Origin of the sequence: Colwellia sp. BRX8-5 (genome assembly GCF_014077325.1) — a bacterium.
Lineage (GTDB): Bacteria > Pseudomonadota > Gammaproteobacteria > Enterobacterales > Alteromonadaceae > Colwellia_A.
In genome coordinates, this window is record NZ_JACGVR010000003.1 from 49,954 (window position 1) to 64,312 (window position 14,359).

Genomic DNA, 14,359 nt, shown 5'->3' on the forward strand with positions numbered 1-14,359 from the left:
GCGTTAACTGTCGTCGCGTAGAACCTTGGCTGCTTGCTCATCTAAACTGACCATTATTTTTCTACTCAACACTTTACCTAAACATTAACGAAAATTCCCCCTTAACTTTTTAACGGGCCATGTAAATATGGGGATAAATCAATCATTGGCATTATTTCTGGGCGAGGTAAATCGTTATATTTTTTAAATCGCTCAGCCACAGAGCTGCAGTTAAATTGATCTGCATTATATAAAGTAGAACTCATTGTAGCTCCCTCAAGTGATTTATAGCTTAATTTGATTACTGATATTTGGAATATTTCAATTAATACGGATATTTTGTATAAAATATTTTTACAAAAAAGTTACAAAAAGGCTTTTTTTTTGTTTGTAGCGTCTATAAATCGATACATATTTGGATATGGTTTGGTTAATAGGTTGATTATTTCATTGGTAAACAGTTGGTTAGGTACTAATAAAAAAGTTCAAAAACATTTTTGTAATAGGGGTTGTAATATTTCTATATTCAGGCAGAATTAATGGATATTGTTACCTAATGTAACAATTTGTTGAAATATTCAAAGAATTTAAAACAATAAATATTTAAACTATAAGTCCAGAGAGAAACACTAATATGAAAAATTCTAATTTAAAGCGTAGCTTTAAACAATCAATTACTGCTGTAGCAGTAGCGATGTCATTGAGTGCAGCAATGCCTGCAATGGCAAATAACACAACAGGTTATATTACTGGTAGTTCTATTAGCCAAAGTGGTCAAGTTCTTGGTTCAGTTACAATTAAAATTGTAAACAAAGAAACTGGTTTAACCCGCTCTGTTGTTTCTGATAGCGAAGGTTCTTTCCGCTTCCCGCTTCTTCCTCCTGGAATGTATGACATTACAGCAATGAAAGATGGCTTCCAAATCACAGCTCAAAAAGATGTTAAAGTTGGTATGGGCGGTAAAGTTAGCCTTAACATGACTCTAGCTGCTGATGATATTGAGCGTATTGAAGTTACTGGTTCAGCTATTGCTATGGTTGATATCACAAGTTCAAGCACAGGTATCGTTGTTGATACTTTAACTCTTGATAGAGTACCTGTTGCACGTGATTTCACTGGTGTTGCTTTATTAGCACCGGGTACAACTAAAGGTGATTCTGCTTTTGGTAACAACCCATCTATTGGTGGTGCATCTGTAGCTGAAAATGCTTACTATGTGAATGGTCTTAACATTACTAACTTCCGTACAGGTGTTGGTTCTAGTCAACCACCATTTGAAATGTATGATACATTTGAAGTTAAAACTGGTGGTTACTCGGCTGAATTTGGTCGTGCTACTGGTGGCGTAATTAACGCAAAAACTAAAAGTGGTTCAAACGAATTTAAAGCTGGCGTAAATGTTTACTACGAACCAGATGCTTTAAGAGAAGATAAGCAATCACAAAAACGTGATGACGGTACTTTACGTATTGATAACACTGGCGATGAGAATGACTTCTACGAAGTTAACTTATGGGCAAGTGGCGCTATCATCGAAGATACTCTTTTCTATTACGCACTATACAGCCCGCGTAGCGATGAATTTGAATACAACGGTGGACAAGCTTCTACTCCAGATGGTATTGCACAAAGTTTATACTCACAAAAAGATGATGATTCTTTCTGGGGTGCAAAAGTAGATTGGTATATTACTGAAAACAATATCCTTGAAATCTCAGCTTTCTCTGATCAAAGTACTACAACTACATTGAGAACTGATTATATTGGTTCTACTGGTGCTGAACCAAAAGAAAGTTTTGAAGACAATGGTGGTTTGAACTACACAGCTAAATTAACGTCTATTATTACTGACGATTTTTCAGTATCAGTTCAATACGGTATCAATGAAACAGACCGTACAGCTGGTAGTGTTTTAGATGCTAACCCAGCTATTTACCGTAACTTCACTAGAACAGGAGCGTTTGTTCCTGGTGGTAACTTTGCTAACTTTAGCATTGGTGAAGGTGATGATCAGCGTCAAGTTGTTCGTATCGATGCTGATTGGTACTTAGGTGATCATGAAATACGTTTTGGTGTTGATAAAGAATCACTAACGGCAAACCAACAAACAATTAACTCTGGTGGCGCTTACTACTTATACGTAATCGGTGAAGATGATACTACGATTGATTATGTACGTCACCGTACATACAGCAGCGGTGGTTCTTTTGAATCAGAAAACTTTGCATACTACATTCAAGATCAATGGCAAGCTACAGACGATCTAGTTATTAATGCTGGTATTCGTAACGATTCATTTGAAAACAAGAATGGTATTGGTGAATCTTTCATTAAACTTGAAAACCAATGGGCATTACGTTTAGGCGCTGTATACGATGTTATGGGCGATGGCGAGTCTAAAATATGGGCAAGCTACGGTCGTTACTATCTTCCAATCGCTGCTAACACTAACATTCGTTTAGCCGGTGCTGAAACTTATGTTCAAGATTACTACAACTACGACGGAATGAGCAGCGATGGGTTAGAAGTTCCTAACCTAACTGGTGGTACTTACACTGGTCGTCCTCAAGATGTATTCTCAAACGGTGATGTTCCAGAAGCAGGCGCAATCGTTGATTCAAGCATCGACCCTATGTATTCAGATGAATTCATTGCCGGTTACCAGTTCCAGTTAAATGACGAATGGAGCATGGCAGTTCAAGGTACTTACCGTGAACTAGCAACAACTATTGAAGATGTTGCAATCGATTTTGGTTTTAATGAATATGTTAATCGTGAATTCGGTTCAGCTTGTACTGAATGTACAGGTTTCCATTACTATGTACTAACTAACCCAGGTACAGACATTACTGTAACAACTGACCCTGATGGTGATGCTGGTCCTTTAGCTAATCAAGAATACACTATTCCTGCATCTGACTTAAACTACCCTGAAGCTATCCGTAAATATGCTGCTGTTGACGTAACTGTTAACAAAGAGTGGGATGGCAAATGGATGTTAACTGGTACTTACACTTGGTCACATAGCTGGGGTAACAACGAAGGTTTAGTTCGTTCAGACAACGGTCAAGATGACGCTGGTTTAACAACTAACTTTGACCAACCTGGTTTATTAGATGGTGGTGATGGTAACTTACCAAATGACCGTCGTCATTCAGTTAAAGTATTTGGTTCTTACCAAGTTACTGATGACTTGAATATTGGTGCAAACTTCTCATGGCAAGCAGGTAAGCCAAGAAGTGCATTTGGTATTCACCCAACTGATATATTTGCTCAGGCATATGGTTCAGAGTCTTTCTACAAAGGCGGTCAATTAGCTAAACGTGGTTCAGAAGGTACAACAGATTCTCTTTGGAACCTTGATTTAACGGCTAGTTACGACATTGAATTTGAAGACTTTGACTTAAATCTTCGTGCAGATGTTTTCAACGTATTTAACAATGATACAGCATCTGAATTCGACGAGATTTATGATGATGAATCTAGAACTGATTTCAATGAAGACGGTTCAGGTAACTACTTTGTTAGCCCAACTTACGGCTTAGCACAGAACTGGCAGACTCCACGTTATGTTCGTTTAAGCGCTTCAATCCGCTTCTAAAAATTGTTTAAACAATAATTTAGTTGTTAAAAAACCCGCTACTTAGCGGGTTTTTTTATGGTTAATATTTAACAAGCGATATTTATTGTTCACTGAACTTTAACGTTTGCTGTATTTATATAAGGGTAAATGCCAGACATTAAAAATTAGAGGGCGTTAAATGAAACGCTTACCTATAAATAGCAGAGAATAAATAGTAAGGGTTAATCCCTTTCAGTCGTCAGCGATGCTTTAAATACTAGTTCAGGAAAAACTAATCATAATATAGGAAAAGGATAAGTTCTTATTCGAACCAAAGGATCCGATTTCAGTGCCAAAATAGAAAGGCTGAGCACCAATGAAAGGTGTTTGATATTTGTAATCGGTAATGTGACTAATGTCATGGAGTAAAAGGGAGGACTATGCAAAGTAATGTTATTGTTGTAAAAATTTAGCGAGCAGGGCTTTATTTCTGCTCGCTATAACCTAGCCCATTGATGGGTTGTTGAACAACAATTAGGCTGCTACGTTGGTACTTTCAAATATCTTATCTGCAGAAGCCGCAACAAAACCAGCATATAGCTCGCCAGAATCTAATGGGTATCGCTTAGCAAATTCATAAAAACAGCTAGGGATTTCTGCTTCTCCATCTGAGAATTTAACAATAGCTTTATCTGCCATGGTTGACGATTGTTCAAGTTTAACGATTGAGTCGCCTTTGATTTCACCGCCGGTCGTGTTTAATAAAAACCCACCTGCTTTAACGGCGATATTTACCTCTTCAATAGTCGAAAAGTTATCTAGGTGATTGATACTGACAGTAAAGTGGTTTGCACGGTATCCCCAAGCAGCCACCCAAGCGGCATATTCACTCTCTGCTAACAAAGTTTGGTACTCTGCTTTGCTTACTTGCCAATGTGTACCAGAATACAAGAAACTACTCTGTGCAACCTTCTCATCGTCTATAGCACTAACCATTTTTTCGATAATGTTTTGAACATTAACTGAGAATTCTTTGACGCGTAATTCACTGATAAAAACTTTTGGCAAGCTCGCATCACTGTGTTCAAAATGTTTTGCATTAAGTTTTTTGCTTGAAAAGTCATATTCACCAGAATATTTATAACCTAGCGCTATTAAGATCGCGGCTAATTTATCTAAATTTACCTTCGCACTATCAAAGGTTCGATAAGCAACATGATCGTTGATTAAATCGCCTCCTGAGCTGAGTAAATGATGAATTTTATCGGCAGAAGGCGTAACTTCAATATAGTTTTGCCAAATGTTAGTAAACAAGTCAGTAACTTGCTGGTGTTGAATTGAATTAATATTTGTCATGTAAATATCCGTAGTAGGAGTAGGTAAAATTAGTGACTAATGAATAGTTAAAGAGAGGCGTTCATTTTAAAAGGATTTATGAGAATGCGTGTCACTGCTAACTATTCAGGCTGAATGGCTAGATTTGATCTATATTCTTAAAAAAGCTGGGACGAAGCCCAGCTTTGATTATTAACTTATTAGCGTACATTACTGTAAGTGTGCCTAAATACTCAAGCCTGGGCTTAATGTTGCTGGTAATGACACTTTAGGTGCTTCAACAGAGGCTACTGGGTAAGCACAGTAATCAGCTGCATAGAATGCACTTGCTCTATGGTTACCACTTGCGCCAATACCACCAAATGGAGCCGCACTACTTGCGCCTGTAATTGGTTTATTCCAATTAACAATACCTGCACGTATTCTACGGAAGAAGTGGTTGTATAAATCTTCGCTGTCACTTAATAGGCCAGCAGACAAACCAAATGAAGTGTTGTTTGCTTCATTGATCGCCGCGTCGAAATCTGTGTAACGGTATACTTTTAATAATGGACCAAAATGCTCATCATCAGGCATAGCTTTAATCGATGTTACATCAACAATACCCGGAGAAATAAAACCAGTACCTGCTTCTAAATGCTTCATTTCAACTAATGATTGTGCACCTAAATCTAGTAACTGTTGCTGTGCAGCAACAAGACTTAACGCTGCTTTTTCAGAAATCATTGAACCGATAAAAGGTTGTTCTTCATCGTCAAAATAACCTATTTTAATCGCTTTTGTCGCTTCAATAAGCTTAGCGATAATAGCATCACCTTGTTCGCCTGCTTCAATAAATAAGCGTCTTGAACAGGTACAACGCTGTCCTGTAGTAACAAAGGCTGATTGAATAATATCATGTACTACCGCTTTAACATCGCTAATATCTTTAACGATTAGTGGGTTATTTCCACCCATTTCTAAAGCTAAAATCTTACCCGGTTGGCCGCCAAATTGTTCATGTAATAAATGGCCAGTATTTGAACTACCGGTAAAAAACAAACCATCGATTTGTGGATGTGAAGCAAGCGCTTTGCCTGTTTCAACTTCACCTTGTACGAGATTTATGACACCGTTTGGTAAACCCGCCTGTAACCAAAGTTTTAAGGTTTCTTCAGCAACTTTTGGTGTTAATTCACTTGGTTTAAATACAACTGTGTTACCCGCTATTAATGCAGGAACAATATGTCCGTTAGGTAAATGACCAGGGAAGTTGTAAGGACCGAAAATGGCAACAACACCATGAGGCTTATGACGTATCATTGCTTTTGCGCCAGGCATTGGGTTTTCAACAGTACCCGTTCGCTCATTGTTTGCTTTGACAGAAATCGCTATTTTACCCATCATGGCGCCAACTTCTGTAAGGGTTTCCCAAAGAGGCTTACCTGTTTCTTCTGCAATAGTTATTGCCAGATTTTCTTTGTTCTCACCAAGAAGCACAGCAAAGTTTTCAGCAATAGCAATACGAGCTTCAAGACTCATGTCTGCCCATGACTCAAACGCCGCTCTCGCACTTTTTACCGCAATATCAACTTGTTCTTTAGAAGCAGACTTTCCCTGCCAAATAACTGTGTTTCTTGCGGGGTTTAACGAGCTAACATCGTGACCTAAACCTGCTTGCCACTGACCATTAATTAATTGTATTGCTTTTGACATTTTTCTGTCCTTATACTTTACGACGTTACCAGGTGACATAAAAACCCACCTAATGAACTAATTATTATTTCACTGCGCGCTGCTCAGTGAAATAAAATGATTGCTTAGAGAATCAAGGTTTACGTTAATTGCGAACTAAGCGTACAAAATCACCTTCATTTACATGCAGTGCTTTAGCGATATCGTCTGACATCAACACCTGTTCAGCAGTTGCTCTTAGCGATACCTTTGCTTGAACAGCTCTAAAACCTGCAACTTTCGTGTTACAAATAATAAAATTAGCTTTATCATCTGTCTCACCAATAATGACTTGATACTTGCCACTATTTCGAATTGTTTTTACTTTGGCTGTTTGTGCTTCAACCGTGGGGCCACCATCAAAGATGTCAACGTATCCTCGGCGGGCAAAACCTTCGGCTTCTAATAATCGCAAGGCAGGTAATGTCTTAGGATGAACTTCGTTAATCACTTTTTGTGCATCTTTGCTTAATAAACTGACATAGATAGGATGCTTTGGCATTAACTCAGCGATAAAGACTTTTTTACCAATACCGGTTAAGTAATCGGCTGTTGGAAAGTCCATCGAAAAGAAATGCTCTTCTAACCAATTCCAAAAAGGAGATCGTCCTTCTTCATCAGATATACCACGCATCTCAGCGATAACTGTGTCTGCAAAGCGCTCGTGATGTTCAGCCATAAACAAAAAGCGACAACGAGACAAAAAACGGCCATTTTTATTTTTTCGGTGACTCTCACCCAAAAACAAAGTACAAATTTCAGATGCACCCGTGTAGTCATTACACAGTGACAATGTTTCTACGGTATTATAAATGCCTAACTCACGAGAATTATGGACGACTTTACCTAAATGATAATGGTAAAAAGCATCTTCTAAACCTACAGCGGCTTCAATACCACTTGTACCAACAACCTGACCCGTGTCAGTATCTTCCATTACAAACAGATAACCTTCGCTAGACGGGTGCGACACATCTTTATCGAAAGAATACTCAGAATGAGCGATACGTTGCTTTAATAAGCCTTCATTGACAGGTAGTGATGTAAAACCGTGTCCTGATTCTATCGCAATACGATGTAAAGAGTCATAATCGCTCGCTTGAATAGGGCGTATAATAATCATAGAAAGATCTCATTTTTTACAAAGAAAAATGAAATTGCAGTCATTTTAGAAAAATAACTACAATTTCAACGGTGTAATTGTTTTATTAAGGTAATTTAACAATGACTATTTTGCTAGTTTAGCAACAGCTTTTTCAAAACGCGCTAAGCCTTCATCGATATCAGCATCTGGAATAACTAATGAAGGAGCAAAACGAATAATGTTTGCGCCAGCAACTAAGGTCATAACACCTTCTTCTAAAGCAGCGTTTAAAAAGTCTTTTGCTTTGCCATGATACTGCTCGGTTAGTACCGCACCAATTAACAAGCCTTTACCACGAATTTCTTTAAATACTTTATGCTTAGCATTAATTGCGTTTAAACCTGCAACGTAGCGTTTTGCTTTTTCTTTTACACCATTTAAAATTTCTGGCGTATTAACCGTATCAAATGCAGCTTCAGCTACAGCACAGGCTAATGGGTTACCACCATAAGTACTACCGTGAGTACCTATTTTAAGGTGTTTAGCAAGTTCGGTTGTTGTTATCATCGCGCCGATTGGAAAACCACCACCTAATGCTTTTGCGGTTGTTAAAATATCAGGTACAACATTTAGACCCATATAAGCATATAAGTCGCCAGTACGGCCAACACCTGTCTGTACTTCATCAAAGATTAGTAAAGCGTTATGTTGATCACAAAGTTCACGCACACCTTCAATGAACTCTTGTGTAGGAGAAACTAAACCGCCTTCACCTTGTAATGGTTCAATCATTATGGCACAAGTTTTATCAGACATAATTGCTTTTAGTGCTTCTAGGTCGTTGTAGTCAACGTGATCTATATCACCAGGCTTAGGGCCAAAACCATCTGAATAAGCTTTTTGTCCACCGACAGTAACGGTAAAGAAAGTACGGCCGTGAAAACCTTGATTAAATGCAATAATTTGTGTTTTGCCTGCGCCATGAACATCAAGTGCCCAGCGACGAGCTAATTTAAGGGCTGCTTCATTTGCTTCAGCGCCCGAGTTGGCAAAGTAAACTTTATCTGCAAAAGTATGATCAACCATTTTTTTAGCTAAACGTAAAGCGGGTTCATTCGTCATTACGTTAGATAAGTGCCAAATTTTATCAGCTTGGTCTTTTAATGCGCCAACCAATGCTGGGTGACAATGGCCTAAACAGTTAACCGCAATACCGCCAGCAAAATCAATAAATTCACGGTCTTGTTGATCCCAAACACGAGAGCCTTTACCACGTACAGGGATTACCGTTGACGGCGCATAGTTAGGTACCATTACGTCATCAAATAATTTACGGTCTACAGGAAAATGGTTAGTCATTGTTCACACCTCAAGTTATTAAACACTGCTGTGCAGTGTATCTTGGCATTACCGCAAAATAGCTCAGCAGGTAAAAACCTTATATTAGTTTATTTTTCAGCAGACATAAAAATGATGAAGCTAAAAATTAGGCGCTAAGTATGACAGAGAAAACAAGTACTGTCTTGCTCAAAATGACTGCAGACCTTATAAAACAAAGGCTTGCCATGTTTTATTCAGTATAGATGCATAACTATATAAAGAGAGTTTTATAGGCTTACTAACGGAATTGCTCGTGAGGTAACGAACACAGTGGGTTATTAACAATAGGTAAACTTTTCATAATTAATCAAAAATTATTTAAAATTTAATTTTATGTGATCAATGTCGCTTTTCTTTAATAAATTGATTTCTTGTGGTGTGATTCGTACTGTTGTTAACAGTAACTTAGCTTCATCATTACTGATTAAATCATCTTTAGCTAAGCTTCTAAAAGCAACATACGCTTTTGCTTTGGTGACTATTTGCGCTAGTGGGCACATTTTTTCTAATGTTTCTGTGTAGGCAAGATCAAATATAGCTTCGGTAATTTGCAAGCGGTCTAGACGCATCAACTCCACTAAATCTGCTGATATCTTGCTACTGCGTGTTATTAGCTGTTCGATTAATAAGTCTGGTGAAGCGTCAAAGGCAACTAATGTATCATGAAGTTTTTTATCTTTATTCTCGTAAGCAGCTTTTAATTCTGCGGTATGTAACTCACTGTAAGTGGTTAAAAAGCAGCGAGAAACAGCGATTAGTCCTAGGTGACTAAACATGCCAGCAGCAAAAGCCGAAAATTCATCCATACCTGCTTTTTTAGCCAATACTGAGGAAGACATGGCAACAGCCAAACTGTCATTCCAAAGTTTTCTTTTCATTAACGTGTAAGGAGCCGTGCTATTAGGTAACCAATGTTTGAGCATAAAGGTTGGCATGACTAACTTTAAATTGTCTAAGCCGATATAACTTAATGCTAAACTTGCGTCAGTAACTTGGACATCGGCCCGTTTACGATACTGTGGTTTATTGACCAGATTAATTAGCTCATTTGCTAACCAAGGTAATGATTTAGCTAAAGGAATAATACGATTAATCGAAGCGGCGCGCACTGACAGTATTTCCATAATACTGGGAATGGCATCTTCAATTTTTAATATTTTGTTGTAGAGGTTTTCTTTGTTATCAAATTTTTTGTTTACTTCAGTTGTCACATGGGTAAAAAATTTAGCCATGACTTGCTCAGTAAAGAAACTTTCTCCGTGGGCCTGAATGATTTTATTTTTATTTGCTTCTTCTTCAACCGCAAGTAATTCTCTGCGGCGATTAGCTTGTTCGCTGTTTTGATGGACAGCAACAGACACTTTTCCACTTTGCTTTTCAGCAAAGCCTTTACTGATCATTAAGCTCATCGCTCTTTTATATATTGGGGCGACTAGGTCGTTGTTTTCAAATATCTGCATGAGCTAATAGGGTGTTTTCCAATAAAGTTGAACTTGAATAGTCTTTATCGGCGACATACACAAAAGTATGAATGATGACAAATGAGAGTGATCGCCTGACGCTAATTTTTTTGTTTTATTTGCAGTGAGTAATAAAGTTCTTCAGTAACATCATGCCTTGTTCCGTTAAAATCGATTCAGGATGAAATTGTACACCTACAATAGGCAATGTTTTATGGGCTAAGGCCATAATTTCATTGTTTTTACCCTGTTCATCTTTGCTCCAAGCCGTTACTTCAAGGCAATCAGGCAAAGTGTCTTTATTAACAATTAATGAATGATAGCGTGTCACAGTTAAAGGGTTATTTAATTGATGGAATAAGCCACTTTCGTTATGTTTTATTCTACTTGTTTTCCCATGCATCACGACAAGTGCTTTTTCAATACTTGCACCAAAGTGTTGTGCAATACACTGATGACCTAAACAAACACCTAAAATTGGCACTTTACCGGCAAAGTGTTTAACTATCTCTAATGATAATCCCGCTTCATTTGGAGAACATGGACCTGGAGAAATAACAATATACTGGGGTGATAGTACCCTAATTTCAGCTAAAGTTATTCGGTCATTTCGTGCAACGACGACCTCTTGCCCTAATGCTTGGAAGTAATGTACTAAATTAAAAGTAAAAGAGTCGTAATTGTCGAGCATTAATAACAAAATAGTCCCTTGGGTAGGAAGATAATAAACGCGGCTATTCTAATCGCTCATCATTGACAATTCATTATATATTTCTACTTTGCTGCTTTGTTGTTGTTTTTGTTGGTTTTTTAATAACATAACAGACACCCCACATAAAAAAGGCTGATACTTACGTAACAGCCTTTAATTAAGATGATGTTCAAGCGTAAGTTTCTAGAACTTAGTTGCAACTTGTATCCATAGTTTGCTGGTATCCGTACTCAATTCATCAGCACTGTAACGGGCAAATTTTACCAGTAAGTCGTAATCCTTTTTAAAGGTATAGGCGGCGACAAGATCTAATTCTGTACCATAGTCTATATTGCCTTCATTTGCCGCTAGGTCATGGAATGTTGCCGCTAACTTAACTCCAGCCAATTTTGTTTTAACGGTAATGTATGTATCTTCAACACCATTTGGCATACCAGTACTGCTACCCGTATTTAAGAATTTATCTGAAAAACCTTGGAATTTATGTAAGGTCGCAAAAGGTGTACTAAATGCTGCTTTAGCGTTATCACTGCCTAAAACCTCAATGCCTGCTAATAATGTAACTTGACCTAAGTCAGTGGCTATCTCAGCATTGTAGTAGTTAGCATCGTAATTTACGGGGTTATCACCAACGTCGCTTTGCATTGCTGCACTTAAGTTAACACTTACCGCGCCAAATTTACCATTGTAAAGAGCGCCGAAGGTGCTTGAAGACATTGCATGTGCTCTATCAAAGTCTAATACATAGGCAAATGCTGATATTTTGTGTTCGGTATTAATTTTGTAGGCAGCATTCGCAAAATGAAAAGCACCTGAAAGATCGTCACCTTTTTTGTCATCGCCAAAAATGCGGTTTGCGTTATAGATGTAGCTGTAATCGAGGGAAAGTGCAGCGCTTGCGGTATATTCAATACGGTAACCGTCATAGGTTTGTTCATTTTGACGCCAGCCAACACCACCAATAAAACGCTGATTATTATGTAAAATACGTTGGCGACCTGCTGTTAATTTAACTTTTTCGCTATTGTATTGTAAAAAAGCCTGGTTAACGTCGGTTATTTCAGGGTCAGCAACGACAGCATCACTGCCAGAGTAATCAAAGGTTAAGTCATTATAATCATCAACAATGGCGGTTACATTATCAACCTCAAGGCCTAACGACCATTTTTTATAATTGCCTGTTTGTAGGGTTAGACGAGACTTTATTGTTAACGCTGTTGCATCTTTATCTGTGGTGCCATTTGCACCGTCTTCATCGACACCTTCATAGCGGGCGCGTAAGCTCACATTTACTTTACTGTCTGTTAGTGCTTTTTTAATACCTGAATTGAATGCCGCATCGTCTGCCATTGCAAAAGGCGCAGAAATAATAGAACCGGTAATTAAAGCCAGTGATAATTTTGTTTTCGTAAATTTCATCGTGTATATCCTATCTATTTTATGTATGTATCTTTCGGCTCGACACACGTTATTGCGACCAAACAAGGAGGTCACACACAGTGGCGTTATTTAATATGGTTTAATGTTTATTTCTTGAGAACTAATTAATGGGCTGATTTTGTCACTTTGCCAAAATGCAAAGTTTGATTTAAATCAAGTTGTGATTTTGTCTAATGATGCAGCTGTTTTATTGTTGATTTACATCAAACATTAGCTTGATACTGTTAGAGCGGATTAAAAGTAGAATGATAAAATGCTAAATACATAGCAGATAAAATATAGTAAAGAGGATTGAATTATCTCAGCGCTAAAGTAAAGCATATCTGCTTATCAACGCTTGTTCATACAAGGTGAGTTATAAAAAAATGGATAGTCGTTAAAAAGAGAACGGTATCAATTGCCGTTCACTTTAGTCACGTTACGATATATGTATCAAAGGTTTATCGGGAATTATTTTTCAATAAAAGCGGTTGCTTATTATCTTTTTGCTAACACTAAGTCTGATTGTGGCACTGAGCTACAAGCTAAAACAAAGCCTTGTTCTTTCTCATCGTCACTTAAACCGTCGTTAGCTAATTGTTTAACATCACCATCTATTAGTTTTATTTTACAACGACCACACATGCCACCACGACATGAATAGGGAAGTAGCATTCCTGCTGATTCACCTTGTTCTAAAATAGAGTCTTTTGTGTTGCCAATAACGTTTTTGTTCCATGACTCAAAGTTTAAATTAACTTTTCCTTTACGCATTTTTTTTGGCTCCTTGTTAACACTGGCTTGTGCAGTCGTTTTTTTGTTAGCTGTTTTTTTTGTTGGTTTGGCAATAAATATAGGTGGATTTTGCTTCTTTAAAATAACAATTTCATCACCTTGCTGAATACTTCCTTGATTAAGCGCAATTAAATTTTGCCCAAACATCACATCTCCACTGGCCACTTGTCGGTAGTTTATTAAGGTTGTTAGCGGTTCTTGCTGTGGATGATTTTCGGCATTGTTAGGGTTCACTGTAGTGAAAATACAACGTGAACAAGGCTTAGTTACTTCAAATTCAACCTCGCCAATACGAATATGCTGCCAAGTGTCTTCGGCGTAGGCATCGCAGAGGTTAGCCACAATATTAGGTCTGAATTGTTTCATGGTAATCGCAGGGATTGATTGTTGAGTTAGCCGGTTATTTAAATCATCGAGTGAGGCTTGAGAGGTAAGCAATAGTGGATAACCGTCAGCAAAGGCAATTTTTTTATGACTTTTGCTAACTAAACGCTGTGATTTTTTACCAAAATAAAGAAGCTGGCAAGGTTTTTTTAGGAATTGGCTGAACCATAAATCAAAATTTTCATGGCCATACTGTGCTTGTATTTCATCTTGCCATACCGTTACTTTTTTATAAATGGGTGACAATTCTTGATAAAGTAGATGCAGCGCTGGCATATCTGGAGCGGTTAATATTAAGCCCTGTGCAGATAAATTAACCTTAATAAGGCAAAGTGTTGGTTCAGTGCGAGCGGTTATAAATTGGCCATTTTTATCTGTTATGACAAAACGGCGGTCAAGGCTCAAGCCCAAGTCATCAACCCAACTAGTCGATAATGAAATACCAGCAGCCGATTTAATCGGGTAAATATGAAGTGATTGTAGTGAAGGTGATCGCACGTCGCATCCTTTAATTTAGTATGGCTATGCATACTTAC

At 37.8% G+C, this 14,359-nt stretch carries 10 protein-coding genes; 1 reads left to right on the forward strand and 9 read right to left on the reverse strand.

Annotated elements, in window-relative coordinates; genetic code table 11:
• Positions 1-101 precede the first annotated feature (101 nt).
• On the reverse strand, positions 102-245 hold the full coding sequence (locus H4J62_RS03050; protein WP_182213803.1) for a hypothetical protein: 144 nt from the start codon (positions 243-245) through the stop codon (positions 102-104).
• 368 nt (positions 246-613) lie between these two features.
• Between H4J62_RS03050 and H4J62_RS03055 the strand changes: the two genes are divergently transcribed.
• Entirely contained in the window at positions 614-3,580 is a 2,967-nt protein-coding gene (locus H4J62_RS03055) for a TonB-dependent receptor (protein ID WP_182213801.1), read from the forward strand.
• 495 nt (positions 3,581-4,075) lie between these two features.
• Here the strand turns inward: H4J62_RS03055 and H4J62_RS03060 are convergent, their stop codons facing one another.
• The 8 genes from H4J62_RS03060 to H4J62_RS20615 all read right to left on the reverse strand — a co-directional run bounded on the left by H4J62_RS03060 (position 4,076) and on the right by H4J62_RS20615 (position 14,321).
• Complete coding sequence (locus H4J62_RS03060) at positions 4,076-4,897, reverse strand: DUF1338 domain-containing protein (RefSeq protein WP_182213800.1); 822 nt, start codon at positions 4,895-4,897, stop codon at positions 4,076-4,078.
• A gap of 204 nt (positions 4,898-5,101) precedes the next feature.
• On the reverse strand, positions 5,102-6,571 hold the full coding sequence (astD, locus tag H4J62_RS03065; protein WP_182213798.1) for a succinylglutamate-semialdehyde dehydrogenase: 1,470 nt from the start codon (positions 6,569-6,571) through the stop codon (positions 5,102-5,104).
• A 124-nt stretch (positions 6,572-6,695) separates the two neighbouring features.
• The gene (gene astA / locus H4J62_RS03070) at positions 6,696-7,712 is read right to left on the reverse strand and encodes an arginine N-succinyltransferase (protein WP_182213797.1); all 1,017 of its coding nucleotides are present in this window, start codon (positions 7,710-7,712) and stop codon (positions 6,696-6,698) included.
• Between the two features lie 105 nt (positions 7,713-7,817).
• Entirely contained in the window at positions 7,818-9,032 is a 1,215-nt protein-coding gene (locus H4J62_RS03075; protein ID WP_070375700.1) for an aspartate aminotransferase family protein, read from the reverse strand.
• 335 nt (positions 9,033-9,367) lie between these two features.
• Entirely contained in the window at positions 9,368-10,513 is a 1,146-nt protein-coding gene (locus H4J62_RS03080) for an HDOD domain-containing protein (RefSeq protein ID WP_182169190.1), read from the reverse strand.
• 115 nt (positions 10,514-10,628) lie between these two features.
• The gene (locus H4J62_RS03085; protein ID WP_070375702.1) at positions 10,629-11,213 is read right to left on the reverse strand and encodes an aminodeoxychorismate/anthranilate synthase component II; all 585 of its coding nucleotides are present in this window, start codon (positions 11,211-11,213) and stop codon (positions 10,629-10,631) included.
• A gap of 195 nt (positions 11,214-11,408) precedes the next feature.
• Complete coding sequence (locus H4J62_RS03090; RefSeq protein ID WP_182213795.1) at positions 11,409-12,644, reverse strand: alginate export family protein; 1,236 nt, start codon at positions 12,642-12,644, stop codon at positions 11,409-11,411.
• A gap of 498 nt (positions 12,645-13,142) precedes the next feature.
• Positions 13,143-14,321: an MOSC N-terminal beta barrel domain-containing protein gene (locus H4J62_RS20615; protein WP_182213793.1), complete on the reverse strand. Its 1,179-nt coding sequence runs from the start codon at positions 14,319-14,321 to the stop codon at positions 13,143-13,145.
• Positions 14,322-14,359 lie beyond the last annotated feature (38 nt).

Coding starts and splice junctions, on each gene's coding strand:
- H4J62_RS03050 (WP_182213803.1), bottom strand. CDS start 245: ATGAGTTCTACTTTATATAATGCAGATCAATTTAACTGCAGCTCTGTG.
- H4J62_RS03055 (WP_182213801.1), top strand. CDS start 614: ATGAAAAATTCTAATTTAAAGCGTAGCTTTAAACAATCAATTACTGCT.
- H4J62_RS03060 (WP_182213800.1), bottom strand. CDS start 4,897: ATGACAAATATTAATTCAATTCAACACCAGCAAGTTACTGACTTGTTT.
- astD (WP_182213798.1), bottom strand. CDS start 6,571: ATGTCAAAAGCAATACAATTAATTAATGGTCAGTGGCAAGCAGGTTTA.
- astA (WP_182213797.1), bottom strand. CDS start 7,712: ATGATTATTATACGCCCTATTCAAGCGAGCGATTATGACTCTTTACAT.
- H4J62_RS03075 (WP_070375700.1), bottom strand. CDS start 9,032: ATGACTAACCATTTTCCTGTAGACCGTAAATTATTTGATGACGTAATG.
- H4J62_RS03080 (WP_182169190.1), bottom strand. CDS start 10,513: ATGCAGATATTTGAAAACAACGACCTAGTCGCCCCAATATATAAAAGA.
- H4J62_RS03090 (WP_182213795.1), bottom strand. CDS start 12,644: ATGAAATTTACGAAAACAAAATTATCACTGGCTTTAATTACCGGTTCT.